The sequence below is a fragment of the bacterium genome (assembly GCA_037143175.1).
In the GTDB taxonomy this organism is placed as follows: Bacteria; Verrucomicrobiota; Kiritimatiellia; order CAIKKV01; family CAITUY01; genus JAABPW01.
In genome coordinates, this window is the sequence record JBAWZF010000019.1 from 20,449 (window position 1) to 39,128 (window position 18,680).

Genomic DNA, 18,680 nt, shown 5'->3' on the forward strand with positions numbered 1-18,680 from the left:
ATCCCTTATGCGTATCTTGATGTTCGGCTGGGAGTTTCCACCTCACATCAGCGGAGGCTTGGGAACAGCGTGTTATGAAATTACACGAACGCTATCACATCATGGCGCGAAGATTACTTTTGTGGTGCCGCGAGCGGAATCGCCAGTTGCAGAATCACATGTGCAACTGGTGGCTGCCTCCGCCTCACCTTTCGCCTATCCTCCCACGGCTGATGAATTTTTCGAGCACCTCGACATCAAGCCGTTTGATTCGATTCTACGTCCTTATCTCAATGACGCTGAATACCAGACCGTCCTGAACGCCACGGCCGAACGGGCCCTTGAGCGTCCGAATCGTACGAGTGTCATCGAGTCCACCGGACATTACGGCCAGAACCTGATGGCCGAGGTCGCCCGCTACAGCGAAGTGGGCGAGGATCTTGCGCAACATGGTGACTTCGACCTGATCCATGCCCATGACTGGATGACTTTTCTGGCAGCTATCCGGGCGAAACGCGTAACAGGGAAGCCCCTGGTCGTTCATGTCCATTCGGTTGAATATGACCGCAGTGGCGACCACACCAATCAAAGCATCTTCGACATTGAAAAGCTCGGCATGCAGGAGGCCGATCATGTCATTGCGGTCAGTCATTACACCCGCAACCTGATATTGGATCAATACGGCATCGCCCCGGAAAAGGTCAGCGTCATCCATAATGCGGTATCCCGTCGGAACATCGAGAAGGTCTACCACGTCGCCCGCCCCCGCAACGACAAAATCGTTCTTTTCCTGGGCCGTGTCACATCACAAAAAGGGCCAGATTTCTTTGTAGAAGCGGCCGCCAGGGTTCTTGAAAAGATGTCCAACGTCACCTTCGTCATGGCCGGTTCCGGCGATATGCTGCCCCGGATGATCGAACGCGTCGGGGAGCTTCGACTGGGGCGCCATTTCCATTTCACGGGATTTCTCAATGGCCATGACGTGGAACGTATGTACGCCATGAGCGACCTGTACGTCATGCCCAGCGTTTCAGAACCCTTCGGGCTCTCCCCCTTGGAAGCCATGCTTTATGATGTCCCCGTCATTCTGTCCAGACAGGCAGGCGTCAATGAAGTCCTTCCCCACGCCCTCACTGTGAATTTCTGGGATGTTGACGATATTGCCGATAAGATCCTGGCCGTCCTCAAATATCCCGTGTTGACAAGAGAACTGCTCCGAAGTGGCCGAAAATCGCTTCGCAATGTACGGTGGGAAGTTGCCGCCGCACGCATTCAACTCCTCTACAATAAACTTCTAAGTTGAGGCGAATCATGCCCTCCGTATGTCTCATCCTCAAGGTTCATGAGCCGCACCGCTTGCGACATTATTCCTTCTTTGATATCGGAGAATCCATAAGCTATGCCGACGATGTCGCTGACTTTGCCCATCTGGACAAAGTCACCCGCCACTGCTACCTCCCCGCAACCCGGATTCTATTGAAGCAAATCAAGGAATACAAAAATGATTTCCGGTTTTCTATTTTGCTGTCCGGTGTAGCCATCGACCAGTTCGAACGTTTTCAACCGGAACTTCTCACCCAGTTCAAACAGTTGGCCGATACCGGTTGTGTCGAGTTCATCTGTGAACCCTACTTCCATTCCCTTGCGTTTATTTTCTCCAAGCCGGAATTCAGGGAACAAATTGAACTTCATCAGCAAAAGCTGAACAGTCTTTTTGGGCAAACACCTGAAACCTTTCACTATCATGCATTGGGCTACAATAATGATATCGCGCACGAAGCCAATTCTTTCGGCTTCAAGGTCATGCTTGCTTCTGGTGCCGACCACATGCTGGGAGGTCGTTCACTGAACCGCCTGTATGAGTCCGCCCCTCACCCTGCCCTCAAACTCCTTCTTAAAAACCCCTTGCTTGCCGATAATATCGCCCGGTTTTCGCCCACAGCAGGGCTATCATTAGCCCCCTTAACCCCCAGCCAATTTATGAGTCGCCTGATTGAGAAACAAGGCGAGATCATCACCCTGACCAGCGATCTCAATGCTTTTGAAGAACATCCCCTCGGTGAAGTTGGCGCGCTGGAGTTTCTAGATCAATTCCCGGGCACGTTACTTTCACATAAAGGGTTTATGCTTGAAACCCCAGCCCAAGCGGTTAACACCAACACAACCTGTGGATCCATCTCCATCCCCGGATTTAAATCCTGGGAGGATGCCGAACAGGAATCCCAAGACTGGATGGGGAATGAAATGCAAAAAGACGCCATTCACGGGCTATATCTGATCGAGCAGGAAGTCAAGGCACACCCGGATCCCGCCTTACTTCACGCGTGGCGGTACCTGCAGGTTTCCGACCATTTCCTTTACATGAACACGAAGCAACTCACCGTTGATAGCGAAAACGGCAAATTGAGTCCTTACCATTCTCCCTACGACGCCTATATCAACTTCATGAACATTCTGACCGATTTTTCCGAGCGCCTTGCCGCCCGCTAAAATCAGACGTATCAGCAATCCGCATAATATGGATATCGCGCAGCATCAACACCGGGGAGCCGTCGCTTCCATCGCTTGTAACTCCACAGCCATCGTCCGGGATTCCTCCGAAGCTCTTCCTCAAGCGTCATGGTGATTTTCGCAGTCAATGCATCAGCACTCATTCCCGCAATCTCTTCCGGGAGGAACAGCCGACTTGCATAGCTCTTATATCGGCCATCAGGCTGGCATACGCAAAAAGCCATCAAGATGGGGGCCTGGAGTTTGAGGGCAAGACCGGCGCCAGCCGAGGACACGGGAACGGGAACGCCAAAAAACGGCACAAACGCCCCCCCTTCGGCAGGCAGCGTGTCCTGATCCAACAGCAAGGCAATGACCCCGTCGTTCTTTAAAGTCCGCACCAGGGCACGCAGGGCCCCGTCCCGGGGTATGATCTGCTGTCCTGACTGCATTCGGATCCGATTAATCTCGGCGTCAATTAACGGGTTTTTCACCGGCTTGGCCACGCTCGAAATAGTGGCCCCATGCAAGGCAAAAAGCCAACCCAGCATTTCCCAATTTCCAAAATGTGCGGTAATTCCGATCAGCCTTTTACCCGGTTGCATCCACACTCGTGCGGCTTCATCGACCACCACCCATTCGCGCATACGCTGCTCCCGGTCGCGCGAGAACCAGAAATAATCCAGCCCGGTTTGTGAAAAGGTCGTAAATGCCTGCCGCACAATCACATGTTTTTCACGAACCGTGATGGTATCGCCAAACGCCAGATCCAGATTAGCCATCGCGATACGCCGATCCCGGCGCGCAAATATCCAACCGAGTCGCCCCCCCAAGCGGGCCAACCGCATGATCGTCTTACGGGAAAGCGTAGGAATCAACCCCAATGCCAAGGCAAACACCCACGCTTCCAGTTTATAACGCAGGTACTTTCGCATCGGCATGTTATTCAGGGCACTCATCACTTTTCAAAATGCTTTCAAAGCCAAAATAAAAAAGCCCGAAACATTGCTGTTCCGGGCCTTCAGTAATCATCAATAATTACTTCGTTTCAACAGGCACTACAGCACCCACACTGTTGACTTCCACTTGCGTCAGGGGAGTCGTAGGCTCAGGTTTACCTGACTTACGGATATAGACCTCAACGCGACGGTTCACCGGGTTCCCGACAATCGGATCATTCTTCGCTTTCGGGCGGCTGAAGCCATAACCAACCGACGTCATGTTGGCACGATTGATGTTCCACTTGGTCGCCAGATAATTCGCACAGGCCTTAGCACGACGCTCAGACAGCTGGTCATTGTGCGGCTTGCTTGATTTCTTCTGCTTATCGGCATGCCCCTCAATACGCGCGGTCGCTCCGGGATCACGCTGCAACACCTTCCCAATGATATCCAGATCCTTGAAATACTCAGGCTTAATGATGTCCTTGTCGTAGTCAAATTGAATGTTCAATTCGAAAAGCTGCAGATCATCAGCCCCGTGGCCAGCGCGCGGATCAGTTCCATCCTCAATCACTTCATGCCCATCCGCCACTCCACCACCGTCAGTATCACGCATCAACGGCTCGGTATGGTAGTTATACACTTCAGCGCCATCCTTCAAACCATCAAAATCGGTATCAGGATTCAAGGGATCAGTCTTGTACTTGCGCACTTCTTCGAAATCGCCAAGCCCATCGTGATCCGTATCAGGATCGTGGGGATTCGTCCCGTAAGTATTATTCTCCTCATCATCCGTCAACCCATCGGCATCGCTGTCCTTGGGCCCACCGGACACGACAAATTTATGAGGCACATCGGCACCGATGACGTAGCGCACACCCACTTCATAGGTCGCATTAACCGTCGCCTTCTTGCCGCCGTCCCCGAAACCCGCACGGTAATCAGCACGCAGGCCCCAGGAATCATTAATATTATAGATAACGCCACCGCCGCCCCGCAGACCTACTGCGAAAGTATCATAGTCCTTCATGTCATCGGTAAAACCGATACCCTGAAAGCCGATCGCCAGATAAGGATCCACTCGTTTCCAAGGCGTGGGGTGGAAAAGGGCGTCCATGGTAAACCCATAACCCGTTGTTTGGCTGATCCCCGGATCCCCCGTCTGTTCGCCGAGGAGATTGACATTTTTCCATACCCCGCCCGTTGTCGCATCACGCCGAGGGGTGTATTGCGCTTTTAGCACCGGTGCAAGAAAGAGACCACCCTCAAACGACCACCAGTCGTTCATGTCATACCCGAGTTTGACGGAACCCTCAAAACCATCCTTAGTGGGAAAGTCACCCTCCATGTCAATAAAGCCAGGGGACAAAGAAATATTGAATGGATGCCGATCTCCCGTTTCCTGAGCCTGAGCAGGAAGTGCTTTTGTCATCATACCCGTGGCCAGCCCAGCAACCATCGCAAACCGAAGAAAATGTCCGTATTTCATAGATATGTCCCTTTTCTCAACTGATAAATAAATCACGACCCCGGAAAATACTCCAAGGAAACTCTGTTCATATCAAAATTACGCCGTTAAACAAAATAAAAAAACGAACCGGACCTCAACCTGCGAACTGCAAATCGTAAAGTCGCTTGTATTGCCCCTCCAGTTTCAGCAGTTCGTCATGTGTTCCCGATTCAACAATATGCCCTTTATCCAGGACAATAATCCGATCACAATCCGCGATGGTGGAGAGGCGGTGAGCAATCGCGAACACCGTTCGCCCACTCATCAGTTCATGAAGCGCCGCCTGCACCAGCCGCTCTGATTCGGTATCGAGCGCACTGGTCGCTTCATCCAAAATCATAATGGGGGGATTTCTGAGCATCGCCCGAGCAATGGCTAAACGCTGTTTCTGTCCGCCGGACAACCGCACCCCGAGATCCCCGATCATCGTCTCATACTGTTGAGGCATTTCCATAATGAAGGAATGGGCGTACGCGCGTTTGGCCGCGGCCATCATCTCTTCCCGCGATGCCCCCTTTGATCCATAGCTGATGTTATTGGCGACCGTGTCATTGAACAGGACCGTGTCCTGCGTCACAATCCCCATCAACCGCCGCAACGAGGGAATGGTGAACTCCCGTACATCCTGACCATTGATCATCATGGCTCCTCCCGTCACATCATAAAATCGTGGCAGAAGGTTGACGAGGGTCGTCTTGCCAGCACCCGATCCTCCAACAATCGCAATGCGCTGCCCTCCACGGACATCAAGCTCCACGCCATCCAGAATATTCCGTTCACGGCCATAGGAGAACGTCACCTTGTCAAACGTGATCGATTGCACAGGACCGGTGAACTCCACTGCCCCGGCTCGTTCCTGAACATCCACCGGAGTATCAAGCAGGTCAAAAATCCGATCTGCCGATGACAGGGCTTGCTGAACCTGAAGATGAATACGGCTGATTTTTTTAACCGGCTCATACATCATAAACAAAGCCATCGCATACGTGAGGAAATCGCTGACCGGCATGCCGCGCGCCCAAACGTAGACCAACACCAGACTGCATCCAAAGGAGGAAATGAAAACAATCATCGGTTCCACCGATGTATTGGCTCGCACGCCTTTCATCGTTCGCCCGAAGAAAGCCAGATTTTGGTCTCCAAAGCGACGCACTTCATAGGCCTCCATCCCGAAAGCCTTGACAACACGTACCCCCCCGATCATCTCCTGTAATACCGACACCAAGTCCGCCACACGTTGTTGAGCCTCACGAGTGAAACGTCGCACCTTGCGCCCGAATATGGCAACCGGAATTATGCAAATGGGAAACAATACCAAGCTGATGAAGGCCAGCCATGGATCAATGTATAAAAGGTACCCCACCGCCCCGATCAAGGTCAGGGGCTGCTTGGCGAGATCCTCCACCACCACGGATACGGCATTTTCTGCCGCCATGGGGTCGTTAGTGGTGCGGGCAATCAATTCCCCGGAACGGCTAGAAACGAAATAGGACAGAGATAGTTCATTCAATTTTTTGAAAATCGCATTTCGCAAATCCATCACTACCCGTGAGCCCACCCAGCGGATCTGATAACGGGTGATAAAATCAGCGATCCCCCGGATCAATGCCACAAGCGGCAGGACCAGCGCGATCAGAATGATCGTCAGGCGCGGCGTATCGGTCTTGTAAAAATACGGAATCCCCTTATTCACAAAGGCCAGAAGCCCGGTATTCGCCCCGGCACAGATAAATCCAAAAAGAACGCCAAGAGTCAACCGCCCCAAATAAGGACGCGCATACCCCAGTAACCTGCGATACGACGCGAGGTCACGGCTCTTTAGTTTTTGTTTACGCGATGACATGAAATCCGTCCTTCGACTAGAGGCTTTGACGCCCCTTCATGGCACGTGCCAAGGTCATACTATCCGAATATCCAATCCCACTCCCCACCGGAATGCCGGTTGCCAGGCGGGTGATGCGAAGCTTACGCGGCTTCAGTATCTCGGCAATGTAACTGGCTGTGGCCTCACTCTCCGCGTCCATACCCAAGGCCATGATGACCTCCTGGAAGCCCTCGGTGTCCAACCGCCTGAGAAGTGCCTGAAGACGGATATCCCCCGGCCCCTCCCCATGCATCGGTGAAATGATGCCCATCAAGGCATGATACCGCCCCTTATAGGTGCCGGTACGTTCCAAGGCCACAATATCACTGGGATCCTGCACCACACACACCATCATCCCATCACGTGAGGGATGGGTACAGAGACGGCAGGGCATCTCCGTCACGGTTGTGATACTACCGCAGAGATGACACAGCCGGATATTCTCACGAGCCGCCTGCAAGGACTCAGATAGCTCGCGCATGACCCCCTCGGGATCCCCCGCAAGCCGGTAGGCCAGGCGTTCAGCAGAACGGCGCCCAATCCCCGGCAACTTGCTCAGGGCCGTGGTGATCCGATCCAAATACTCAAGCCCGTTCATGGATAATTAGTGTCCAAAAAGACCCGGCATCCCTATCCCGGCGGTAACTTTCTGCATCTCGGCGGCGGCCATTTCACGGCTCTTCTTGATCGCACCGTCCACTGCCGCCAGAACCATATCCTCGAGCAACTCCTTATCGGAAGCTACAATCACACGGGGGTCAATCTTGATGCTCGCGACACTTCCATCCCCCGTCGCAACCGCCGTCACCATGCCGCCACCGCAGGAAAACTCAACGCGTTTGAGAACCAACTCAGCCTGCACGCGCTCCATATCCTTCTGCATCGTCTGCGCCTGCTTCATCATCTTCATAACATTCATAATCGTTTCTCCAATTTACTATCCTTCGCTTACTCCCGGATATCCACAATCGAACCGTTGAAAAACTCCAAGGTCTTTCTCACCACAGGCTCCTTGTACCAATCCTGCTTTGACTTTGGCCCCTTCCCCTCGCCAGTTCCGGCCTGATCCGCAACGTGATCCGCCGGCACATCAGAGGATGCGTCCGTCGCAATCAACTGAAACTCCACATTGACGGGACGCTTCAAAAATGTCGTCAACACCCCTTGAATGGCCTTGATGTAATGCGGCAATTGAATCTTCTCTAGATTTTGCGCAAACTCAGGATCAAACCCGATCACAACACGCATGGGCTCCACCAAGAGCGGCCGGGCGTCCAGCAAAAGATTTCGCGCCAATGCGGCCGTCCCGATCCGGCCGACACGTTCCACAATTTCGCTCCGCCATTGCGCCATCATATGCTCTAATTCATTAGCTGGCGGGGCAACTGGTGCCACAGGGGCGGTTGGCGCAGGTTTGGCAGCAGGGGGACGGACAACCGGGGCCGCTGCGGGTGCGGCAGCTGCAGGTGATGCTGGCGGCGACGGAGGGCGTGCATAGGTTACAGGCGCGTCCCGTAAGGCCACGGGCACCACCGGAACCGCCGCCCCACCACCCAATGACTGACGCAACGCATCTACCCGTTGCAATAATTCATCTACTGACACCGTCGTCGAGAGGGCGCACCGAATGAGCGACGTCTCCACCAAGGTCCTGCGTGAAAGTGAATAGCGCATGCGATCTTCGGTCTGGGACAGCACTTCTGCAATCCGCATCAACCGGTCAGGCGTCGCCAGACTGGCCTGTTTCTTGAAACTTTCCAGCTGACTTTCAACGATATCCAAACTTGCCGCCGAGGTAGGCGCACAGATAAAAATCAAAAGAGAACGAAACTGATCCAACAGTTCAAGCACCAGACGCTGCATGTCTTTTCCCGACGCATCCAACTCACCAATGATGCGGACAATCTCCGTGACATCCCCCTTCAACACCGCCATGGCCAGGGTTTCCAGGGTCTGGCGTGACACCAGACCGAACACGGCCAGAACATCCGTCTCGGTAATCGTGTCGCCCCTGAAAGCAATCAATTGATCCAGGGCGGACTCGGCATCACGCAGCCCGCCCTCGGCTCCACGCGCAATCGCCAAGGCGGCATCACTGTCGAGCGTGATCTTCTCTTCCTTCACGATCAGATTTAAACGCTCCACAATCAATTCAGTTCGGATACGACGCAGATCAAAACGCTGACACCGCGAAACGATGGTGGGCAGCACCTTGTGCGCTTCCGTGGTGGCAAAGAAAAACTTCACATGAGGCGGCGGCTCCTCAAGCGTTTTGAGCAGGGCATTGAACGCCGCCGTACTGAGCATGTGAACTTCATCGATGATGTAGATCTTGTATGCGCCATGCACGGGCGCGAATTTCACGTTGTCCCGCAGATCACGAACCTGCTCGACGCCATTATTCGAGGCACCGTCGATTTCCAGGACATCCATCGACGTACCCGCCACAATCTCACGACAGGAGTCACAGGCATCACACGGAGTCACCGTCGGTCCGTTCTTACAATTCAGTGACTTGGCAAAAAGGCGGGCCAGGGACGTCTTTCCCGTACCCCGAGGACCAACAAAAAGATAGGCGTGGGCAATCCGATTGGCCTTGATGGCATTCTGCAGTGTCTGCGTCACATGCCCCTGCCCGACCACATCCGCAAATTGTTGCGGACGCCATTTTCTAGCCAATACTTCGTACGCCATAAACCGACCTCCCCAGACACATTATTCAGCTCAACGAAAAAGTCCGATTCCAAATAAGCCGGGCCCCGGCTCAAATCAGAAAAACTACGGCGCCCGGAAACATGGCATACCGTTGCTACCTTCCGGTCCTGGCGGGATTTTGCCCGTCTCCGTCGCATAGCCCCCGACCCTCACCGGGTCCCAGCTTATCGGGAACCAGATCTTTATCGCTGTTTCAATCAAGCGCATAAGTTACCTGAAATTCAGCCAAAGCGTAAAGAAAAACGTACAAACCGAGCCCCTCGCGCTTTTCACTTACACTTTCTACAGATTTGTGCTGATATTAACCAATGGTTACGAACAAAATTCCTACGATCGCAGTCGGCCTGAGCGGGGGCGTGGACTCCTCGGTTGCCGCTTATCTGCTCAAAAAGCAGGGATTTAACATCCTTGGCCTGACCATGCAGATCTGGGATGGCTCACTCCCCCTCCTCGACGAAGGCCTTTCGGGGTGTTATGGACCCGGTGAACCCCGCGATATTGCGGCAGCCAAAGCCCTGGCCGACCGCCTGGGCATCCCCCATCACGTGATCTCTCTGGCCCCGGAGTATAATACTGAAGTGCTTGATTATTTCCGCTCCGAGTACCGCGCTGGTCGCACCCCGAACCCCTGCGTCCGCTGTAACCGCAGCATGAAATTCGGGCTGCTCCTGGATCGCGCGCGAACCCAGGGAATTGCCTTCGACACCTTTGCCACCGGCCACTACGCCCAGGTTGGACAAGATCCCGCCACCGGCCGCTGGCAGTTGCGACGCTCCGTGGATCCCGCCAAAGATCAAACCTATTTCCTTTCGCACCTCTCCCAGACGCAACTCAGTCAGGTGCTTTTCCCGCTCGGCGGCATGACCAAACCGGAAGTCAAAGCGATTGCCCGGGAAATCGGCTGGGAGGACGTGGCTGATAAACCGGAAAGCCAGAACTTTATCGAAAGCAAGGACTATGGGGTACTGTTTGGTGAGCAGGAACAGAAGCCCGGCCCCATCGTGAACCTTCAGGGCCAGATACTGGGGCAACATCGGGGAATTATTCATTATACCATAGGCCAGCGAAAAGGACTCGGCATCGGGGGGGCAGCAGATCCCCTTTACGTGCTCCGGATTGACGCCTGCGCCAACACCGTTGTCGTCGGCGCCTATTCGGAACTGTTTTCCAACCGGTTAGTCGCCAAGGACCTGAACTGGATCGGTATTGCGACCCCTCCTGCCCAACCGTTGCGGGTTCACGCCAAGATCCGGCAACAACACAAAGAAGCTCCGGCCGTGATTCAGTCCGTGCCGGGGACTGACACGATTGAGGCCCTGTTTGATGAGCCCCAAATGTCCATCACCCCGGGCCAGATTGTCGTCTTCTATGCCGATGACCTGGTGCTAGGCAGTGGGACAATCAATAACGCCCAACCAATACTCTGATGAAATTTCTTCTCTACAATGTTCGCTACGGCACAGGAATCGGGGCGCGTTTCCATCTGCCTTTTCCCGGTTCCGGCTACCTGAAGCGCACCGGCCCCATGCTGGATCAAATCACCGCCTTTATCCATGCTCAGCAACCGGATATCGTGGGCCTGGTGGAGGTGGATGGCGGCTCATTCCGCTCCAACCGCCAGAACCAGGCGGAATTTATTGCGTCTGCCCTGGGCCATTACCACACCTACAGATCGAAATACGGCGACAGTTCATGGGTTCGCTTCCTGCCCGTTGCCAACCGCCAGATGAATGCCTTTCTTACCCGGGACGTTATCAAGGAACAGCGGTTTCTCTATTTTGATCATGGGGTGAAACGGCTGGTCATCCAGCTTGAATTGGAGGAGGTGACCCTCTTCCTGGTGCATCTCTCCATAAAATTCCGACATCGCCAGCATCAATTGTGCGAGTTGTATTCGCTGGTGAAGGACATGAAAAAGCCCTATCTGATTGCAGGCGATTTCAATGTATTCTGGGGCGATCCCGAGATTGAACTCTTCCTCGCCGCCACCGGCCTGAAAAGCGCCAATGCCCACAAAATCGCCACCTACCCAAGCTGGTCACCGAAAATGGAATTAGATTTTATCCTGCACAGCCCGGGTATCATCATTCGCGATTTCCAAATGCCCCCCATCACCTTCTCGGACCACCTACCGCTGATATGCCACTTTGATATCATGAAGTGATGCCGCCTCTTAATCCGGGATTTTCTGCAGTTTTATGAGCGGCCGTTCCGGCCCGGAACTCCCGCCCACCGTGACGTAGTCATGGTGCCAGGAAAGGAAAACAAGATCCCCTTTCTTGAGGGAAGCCACCGTTGCCTGGATGGCGGGGGATACTTTGGGACGCTTCATATTATCCTCAAGCATAAAAACATACTGCTCACACTTCGGGTCCCCGTACTCACCCAATTTCTCATAACTCAAGTACTTGGTGATTTTAAAGGATGCCATCGTCCCCGACTGCCCGCACTTGTCAGGACACAGCGAGGTGAGCCCCATACATTGGTGATAGGAAGTGCCACAAAACTCCGCCACGGTTTCATGCCGGGCCAGGGTGACTACATTAGTCGTCGTCACCTCACCACTATAAGCCCAACGGGAAAAGATAGATCCCAGAGTGAGCAGCATCAGGAGCCTGAAGATAGGTATTGTGTTCATCACCATCTGCTGGCCATTTTGATAATTATTAACTTATCCGAAATTGACTGGATTTGCCGGATGATGCCGGACCCCGTCCGGCGAAATACACGAATTGTCCTCGATCATTATATTTTTGACCGTCGGCTTGAGACAAGTAAGCTTTGCAGAAAGCTGATCCAGTAGATGGATACGTTCCTTAAGCATGTCCTGGTAGGCTAAAGCCCGTGTGTGGTTCAGTTCGACTTCGCTGCTCCGCCATTCCTTCTTGACCACAAAATCCAACTCCTGCCATTCTTCATCTGTCAATTCAAGTGTCAGCTTCATAAGCTTTTATAGCATTCCTCATTCCGATCATCAATTCATTACTCTGTTGGAGTGTAGATATCCATAGCTTGACTCCGGAGGGAATCTTCCGCAATAAAGAGGGCCATGAGTGCCAAACCTTTCATTGCATTAACTATGGGGGATCCCGCTGGCGTGGGGCCGGAACTATGCCTGCGTATGCTGGCCGACCCCGAGGTGCTGGCCTGCTCCACGCCCGTCATTTTTGGCGATGGACGACTTCTGCAACGAGTGGCAACCGCGACGGGACTTCCTTTCCCGAAAAACGTATCCCTTCATAACATCCACTGTGATGGAATGGATTCCGCCCAACCCGGTCAACTCTCCCCCACCTGCGGCGCCGCAGCCACTCGCTGTATCGAGGCGGCCATCCATGAAGCCATGAGCGGCCAGGTGAAAGCGATTGTCACGGCTCCGCTGAATAAGGAATCCCTCCACCTGGCAGGTGTCCCCTACCCCGGCCACACGGAAATGCTGACCCACCTTACCGGGGCCAAGCGCACCTGCATGATGCTTAGCTCTGAGAAAATCACAACCAGTCTCGTCACCACTCATATCTCCCTTGCTTCAGTGTCGGGGAAATTGAGCATTACCGCCATTCTTGACACCATTCACCTTACGGCCGAAACCATGCGGCGTCTGCGCCGTCATGAACCTCACCTGGTCGTTTGCGCCCTCAACCCCCACGCCGGGGAGCACGGTTTGTTCGGGGATGAGGAAGCGCGCTTTATCGAGCCCGCCGTAGCTCAAGCCCGTCAATCGGGCTTGAGCATCGAGGGGCCGCTCCCGCCGGACACCGCTTTTCTGCCTGAGCGGCTGGCCAAAACCACCGCCCACATCTGCATGTATCATGACCAGGGCTTGATCCCCTTTAAGATGCTCGCCTTTGAAACCGGGGTCAACATTACCCTGGGTCTGCCCATCACCCGCACCTCGCCCGACCATGGCACAGCCTTCGATATCGCCTGGACCGGAAAGGCCAATCCCACCAGCATGCGCCAAGCCGTCTTGTATGCCATGAAACTTGCCACTTAATTAAAACCATAAGGAGATCCTATGAAAGTCGTTGCGTTTAATGGAAGTCCACGTCCGGATGGAAACACTGCCTTCCTGATCAAACAGGTTTTCACTGTCCTCGAGCAGGAAGGCATCGAAACCGAGCTCATCCAGGTGGGGGGCAATCTCCTCCATGGCTGCGTGGCCTGCTACCAGTGCGGTATCAATAAAAACGGACGCTGCGTCCAGCAGGATCCGGTGAACGACTGGATCGCCTCCATGAGGGATGCCGATGGAATCATTCTCGCCTCACCTACTTATTTTGCCGACGTGACCTCGGAAATGAAGGCGCTGATTGACCGGGCGGGATTTGTGGCCCGTTCCAATGGAGGATTTTTCAAGCGCAAGGTGGGGGCCGCGGTGGTGGCTGCACGCCGTGCGGGTGGGATCCATGTATTCGACTCCATCAATCATTTTTTCCTGATCCAGGAGATGTTGATCCCCGGTTCCTGCTATTGGAACATGGGCTTCGGCCGTGATAAAGGGGAGGTCTCAAAAGATGAAGAAGGCCTGAAGACCATGACCATTCTAGGAGAGAACATGGCGTGGCTGCTGAACAAGACGCGATAATTATTGCTGCCCCCTTGTTTACCGGATATAAACAGGAGCGTTTGAAATAATCCGATTTCGGAGTGAAAGGAATATCCTAATGAGCAAAGCAGTATTGATTGTTCTGGCTGTCGTGGCCGTCATTGTCATCATGGTTATCAGCATTTACAACAAGCTGGTATCGCTCCGCAATCTTTTCAAAAATGCCTTTGCCCAAATCGACGTTCAACTGAAGCGGCGGTATGACCTGATCCCCAATCTTGTTGAAACGGCCAAGGGGTATCTCAAACACGAACGAGGCACCCTGGAAGCCGTAATCGCCGCCAGGAATCAGGCCTACTCCGCCAGCCAGAAAGCCGCCGCCAACCCGGCCGATGCCGTGGCCATGCAGGGCTTGATGCAGGCGGAAAGCCAGATGGCAGGCGTGCTGGGCCGACTGATGGCTGTCGCCGAAGCCTACCCGGATCTGAAGGCGAACCAGACCATGCAGCAGTTGATGGAAGAACTCACCTCCACCGAAAACAAAATCTCCTTTGCACGCCAGGCGTACAATGATTCGGTCATGATGTATAATAACGCGCGGGAAACTTTCCCGAATGTCCTGATCGCCAACAACTTCGGCTTCACCGCCGCTCAACTGTTCGAGATTCAGGTCCCTGCCGAACGTGAAGCGACGAAGGTGCAGTTCTAAATCAGGATTCAGAATTCAGTAGACAGAATTTTAAGACAATCTGAATCCGGACTTCTTTCTCAGCAGACATGCCTACCGACCCCATTTGCGGAATGACTGTTGATGAGGCGACGGTGCTTTCCTGTGTAAAGGAGGGCAAGACGTGGTATTTCTGCCATGAATCCTGTCGTCGGAAATTCCTGGGGCTTCCGCCCATCACTTCTCCCGGCAAACCCCATACCGCCGCCTATTTCTGCCCCATGTGCGAAGGGGTCGAAAGCCCTGTTCCCGCGACCTGCCCGAAATGCGGTATGGCGCTCGAGAGCAGCGGACTCACCGCCGAAGAGGACACCTCTGAATTGGACGACATGACGCGTCGGCTCAAATGGGGTATCTGTTTTGGTCTTCCGCTCTTTATCCTCTCCATGGGCCCCATGGTCTTTCCGGCCATGCATGCCTGGATTGCTCCGCATTTCTCCCGTTGGGTAGAAATGCTGCTGGCGATTCCGGTGGTGCTCTGGTGTGGCCTCCCATTTTTTCAACGCGCCTGGCTCTCGCTCCGCACCCTGAACCTTAATATGTTCACGCTGATCGGACTGGGCACCGGAACGGCCTTTTCTTACAGCATGCTCGCCATGCTGTTCCCGGGGATTTTCCCCGAGTCCTTCCATCACCATGGCGGCGTTCCCATTTATTTTGAGGCGGCCTCAACCATCATCATTCTCGTCCTGCTAGGGCAGGTCATGGAGTTAAGCGCCCGCAGAAAAACCGGATCCGCCATCCGCGAACTGCTCAAACTTACCCCAACCACAGCCTGCGTGGTTAAGGACGGCGAAGAGCGGGAAATTCCCCTGAGCGACGTACACCCCGGTGACATCCTGCGCGTCCGCCCCGGCGGAAAAATACCGGTAGATGGCGAAATCCTTGAGGGCCATGGCTCCATCGATGCCTCCATGCTGACGGGCGAGGCCGAGGCCATTGAAGCAGATGCGGGCAGTCCTGTTGCGGCCGGCACCATCAATCGCTCGGGTTCCTTCCTGATGCACGCCTCAAAAATCGGCGCGGAGACCCTCTTCGCCCGGATTGTTCAGAGGGTCTCTGAAGCCCAACGCAGCCGGGCTCCTGTCCAACATCTGGCCGATCGCGTGGCCGCCGTGTTTGTCCCCATTGTAGGCCTGGCCGCTTTACTCACCTTCGCCATCTGGGCCTGGTGTGGCCCCGAGCCACGAGTTATTTTCGCCATGGTCAATGCCGTCTCCGTCCTCATCATCGCCTGCCCCTGTGCACTGGGTTTGGCCACCCCCATGGCGGTAATGGTCGGCATCGGCCGCGGGGCCCGCGCCGGAATTCTCATACGCGACGCCACCGTTCTGGAGCAATTACAGCGGGTGGACACCGTAGTGGTGGACAAAACCGGAACCCTGACCGAAGGCAAACCCACCGTGGTGGCAATGTTCCCTGACGATCAGCCGTTGCTCCAACTCGCAGCTTCACTGGAACACCTCAGCGAACATCCCATAGGACAAGCCATAGTGCGCTATGCCCGCGCAAAGGGGCTGACACTGAAACCGGCCGAGGGCTTTGAATCAATCGCGGGGGGCGGGGTATCAGGACTGGTAGGAGGGCAACGCATTGTTGTGGAGAAGGCGGCACCAGGGGAACGGCCTGACAACGCAATAGCCCTTAAAGCAGGCCAGCATCAGACCTTGGTCATCATCAGACTCAATGGACAACTGGCAGGTCATATTGCCCTTTCAGATCAAATCCGTACCACCACACCAGCCGCCATCAAGGCCCTCCACGAGATGGGCCTGAAAGTCATCATGCTTACTGGGGACAACCAGGAGGTAGCCGCCAGGGTAGCCCGCGAACTCGGGATCGATCAAGTCCTCGCGGCCGTCACACCCGAGGGAAAGCAGAATTTTATCCGGACGCTCAAAGCCAACGGCAACTGTGTCGCCATGGCAGGCGATGGCATCAACGATGCCCCTGCTCTCGCCCTGGCGGACGTGGGAATCGCCATGGGAACCGGAACAGACGTTGCCATGGAAACCGCGGGAGTTGTTCTGGTAAAGGGAGATTTGCAGGGCATTGTCCGGGCTATCCGGCTCAGTCGCTCTGTCCTGAAAAACATCCGCCAGAACCTGTTTTGGGCTTTTGGTTATAATATGATCGGCGTACCCCTGGCCGCCGGCCTTCTCTATCCCTGGACCGGCTTGCTCATGAACCCCATGCTGGCAGCAATGGCCATGAGTTTCAGTTCAGTCTCAGTGATCGCTAACGCCTTGCGCCTGAATCGCAATAATTTAGATGCTTAAATGTCTCACCTTTGTGTCATTTCGCGTTTTTGACACACAATTCCTGAACTGAAACATAAATATCTGATTCACGACATACGAAATTTTCATATATGCAATCAATTCACGACGAAAACGGTATACTTTAGAAATATGGCATAATAATCGCTTATGACTCTCGGGTTAAGTAATCCAAGGAATATTATGAACACAGAAAAGTCTTGTAAAAGCTCCCTACATGACACCCGTAAAGCAACCGCGACGGCGATTATTGTATTTGCCCTAACGGTTCTACCCCCTCGGAGGAGTCATGCGGAAGATTCTCTGGGCGCCAAGTTCATGTATTATCAAGAGGATAACGATCGTATCAAAGTACTTGCTCCTGAGATTTCGGCGCAGAATGAAACGGATACAGGCTGGATAATCAAGCTTGATGGTATTTATAATGCTATTAGTGGCGCCACCCCCACCGGGGCCCCACCTGCTGCTGTCGCTCCGGTCAGTATCAATCGGCCCGCCGCCTCTTCTGGTGGAGGAACGACTAGCAGCACACCGCCGATAACCGTAACTCCCGTGAATAATGGCGGCGCGGAGCAGGAACATGAAGATGACGCCTTTATCGGCCGACGCGTCAATTACCCGGCTGCCCGTTATTCAGCGGTGACCGCGGCCACCCCGGCTCCAGCACCAACCCCGGCCCCAACTCCCTCAACGCCGTCATCGGCGCCTTCCGCGCCTACCAGCAGCCCCGCTGCCAGCAGCGGATCAGCAGCAGCCTCAACAACTCAACCTGCCGCCCAACCAGCCAACTCCTCGCGTATTCCTCTGGCAGATTTCAGCGATACAAGATGGGCATTCAACATCGGCCTATCTAAACGTATGGGCAATCATACACCCAGCATTCAAGCCTCCTACAGTCAGGAGTCCGATTATCTCTCAACAGGACTCAGTCTTCAGGATACCTTGGATTTCAATAAGAAGAACACCACCCTTGCCTTTGGCGGCGCCTATACCCATGACGCGCTGACTCCGGCCAACGGGCGCCCGAGCGAAACCAAGGATTCCATTGATGCCCTGCTCGGAATCTCGCAGGTGCTTACGAAAACAACCGTGTTCACCGCGAACCTCACCCTTGGCCAGGTTTCCGGATTTATCAGTGACCCCTATAAACTGGCAGAAGTAAACGGTCGACTCATTTATGAAAATCGGCCCGACAGCAAAACCAAGGAGATTATCTATGTCGGCTTGCAACAGTTCATCACCCCGCTTGATGCCAGCATCGATCTTGGATTCCGGTACTATACTGATTCATTTGGGATCAATGCGGAAACGCTCTCACTGGCCTGGTTCCAAAAAATCAACCCGCACTTCATTATCAGCCCCATCATAAGGTACTACACCCAGACGGCGGCAGACTTCTATGATGTCCGCTTCAGCGGTGCCCCCGAATTCTATAGTTCAGACTACCGGATTTCGGATCTGACCTCGATTTCCTATGGGGTCAAATTCATCTGGATGCCCACAAGTAAGCTCACCCTGGATGCCGGTGTGGAGCGCTATGAAATGTCTGGAAATGATGGAAAAACAGATGAAGAAATGTATCCCACAGCCCTCCTGTTTATGGTGGGCGCCCATGTCTCTTTTTAA

Annotated in this window: 17 protein-coding genes and 1 other RNA gene; 9 read left to right on the top strand and 9 right to left on the bottom strand. The window is 54.0% G+C overall.

The features are described 5' to 3' along the window. The first annotated feature begins 7 nt into the window (after positions 1-7). Entirely contained in the window at positions 8-1,282 is a 1,275-nt protein-coding gene (locus tag WCI03_08035) for a glycosyltransferase family 4 protein (GenBank protein MEI8139802.1), read from the top strand. A gap of 8 nt (positions 1,283-1,290) precedes the next feature. Beyond that, positions 1,291-2,469 carry a polysaccharide deacetylase family protein gene (locus tag WCI03_08040; protein MEI8139803.1) on the top strand — a complete coding sequence of 393 codons (1,179 nt, stop codon included), beginning with the start codon at positions 1,291-1,293 and terminating at the stop codon, positions 2,467-2,469. 11 nt (positions 2,470-2,480) lie between these two features. On the opposite strand, the gene WCI03_08045 is transcribed toward WCI03_08040, so the two are convergent. The 7 genes from WCI03_08045 to ffs all read right to left on the bottom strand — a co-directional run bounded on the left by WCI03_08045 (position 2,481) and on the right by ffs (position 9,647). After that, positions 2,481-3,410 (bottom strand): hypothetical protein, encoded by a 930-nt coding sequence (locus WCI03_08045; GenBank protein MEI8139804.1) that lies wholly within the window; start codon positions 3,408-3,410, stop codon positions 2,481-2,483. 97 nt (positions 3,411-3,507) lie between these two features. Beyond that, entirely contained in the window at positions 3,508-4,899 is a 1,392-nt protein-coding gene (locus WCI03_08050) for an outer membrane beta-barrel protein (protein MEI8139805.1), read from the bottom strand. Between the two features lie 115 nt (positions 4,900-5,014). Continuing rightward, entirely contained in the window at positions 5,015-6,763 is a 1,749-nt protein-coding gene (locus tag WCI03_08055; GenBank protein MEI8139806.1) for an ABC transporter ATP-binding protein, read from the bottom strand. A 16-nt stretch (positions 6,764-6,779) separates the two neighbouring features. Further along, on the bottom strand, positions 6,780-7,382 hold the full coding sequence (gene recR / locus WCI03_08060) for a recombination mediator RecR (protein ID MEI8139807.1): 603 nt from the start codon (positions 7,380-7,382) through the stop codon (positions 6,780-6,782). Between the two features lie 6 nt (positions 7,383-7,388). Next, a complete protein-coding gene (locus WCI03_08065; protein ID MEI8139808.1) occupies positions 7,389-7,703 on the bottom strand; it encodes a YbaB/EbfC family nucleoid-associated protein in 315 nt (104 codons plus the stop codon). Positions 7,704-7,732: 29 nt separating this feature from the next. Then, positions 7,733-9,478 carry a DNA polymerase III subunit gamma/tau gene (gene dnaX, locus WCI03_08070; GenBank protein MEI8139809.1) on the bottom strand — a complete coding sequence of 582 codons (1,746 nt, stop codon included), beginning with the start codon at positions 9,476-9,478 and terminating at the stop codon, positions 7,733-7,735. A gap of 70 nt (positions 9,479-9,548) precedes the next feature. Beyond that, an RNA gene (ffs, locus tag WCI03_08075) (signal recognition particle sRNA small type) lies at positions 9,549-9,647 on the bottom strand. Positions 9,648-9,807: 160 nt separating this feature from the next. Between ffs and mnmA the strand changes: the two genes are divergently transcribed. Together mnmA and WCI03_08085 are read left to right on the top strand one after the other, a co-directional pair. Then, entirely contained in the window at positions 9,808-10,926 is a 1,119-nt protein-coding gene (mnmA, locus tag WCI03_08080) for a tRNA 2-thiouridine(34) synthase MnmA (GenBank protein MEI8139810.1), read from the top strand. Continuing rightward, positions 10,926-11,663, top strand: a complete 738-nt coding sequence (locus WCI03_08085) for an endonuclease/exonuclease/phosphatase family protein (protein ID MEI8139811.1) — start codon at positions 10,926-10,928, stop codon at positions 11,661-11,663. The genes mnmA and WCI03_08085 overlap by 1 nt, the downstream gene beginning before the upstream one ends. Positions 11,664-11,672: 9 nt before the next feature. On the opposite strand, the gene WCI03_08090 is transcribed toward WCI03_08085, so the two are convergent. Further along, positions 11,673-12,137 (bottom strand): hypothetical protein, encoded by a 465-nt coding sequence (locus WCI03_08090; protein MEI8139812.1) that lies wholly within the window; start codon positions 12,135-12,137, stop codon positions 11,673-11,675. A 33-nt stretch (positions 12,138-12,170) separates the two neighbouring features. Then, positions 12,171-12,443, bottom strand: coding sequence for a hypothetical protein (locus WCI03_08095; protein ID MEI8139813.1), 273 nt, complete (start codon positions 12,441-12,443; stop codon positions 12,171-12,173). Between the two features lie 105 nt (positions 12,444-12,548). Here WCI03_08095 and pdxA point away from each other — a divergent pair, with 105 nt between their 5' ends. The 5 genes from pdxA (at position 12,549) to WCI03_08120 (ending at position 18,680) form a co-directional block, all read left to right on the top strand. Continuing rightward, entirely contained in the window at positions 12,549-13,496 is a 948-nt protein-coding gene (gene pdxA / locus WCI03_08100) for a 4-hydroxythreonine-4-phosphate dehydrogenase PdxA (GenBank protein ID MEI8139814.1), read from the top strand. Between the two features lie 21 nt (positions 13,497-13,517). Further along, positions 13,518-14,087 (top strand): flavodoxin family protein, encoded by a 570-nt coding sequence (locus WCI03_08105; GenBank protein ID MEI8139815.1) that lies wholly within the window; start codon positions 13,518-13,520, stop codon positions 14,085-14,087. Between the two features lie 79 nt (positions 14,088-14,166). Then, positions 14,167-14,757 (top strand): LemA family protein, encoded by a 591-nt coding sequence (locus tag WCI03_08110; protein MEI8139816.1) that lies wholly within the window; start codon positions 14,167-14,169, stop codon positions 14,755-14,757. A 68-nt stretch (positions 14,758-14,825) separates the two neighbouring features. Beyond that, entirely contained in the window at positions 14,826-17,054 is a 2,229-nt protein-coding gene (locus WCI03_08115; protein MEI8139817.1) for a heavy metal translocating P-type ATPase, read from the top strand. Between the two features lie 183 nt (positions 17,055-17,237). Continuing rightward, on the top strand, positions 17,238-18,680 hold the full coding sequence (locus tag WCI03_08120) for a DUF3570 domain-containing protein (GenBank protein ID MEI8139818.1): 1,443 nt from the start codon (positions 17,238-17,240) through the stop codon (positions 18,678-18,680).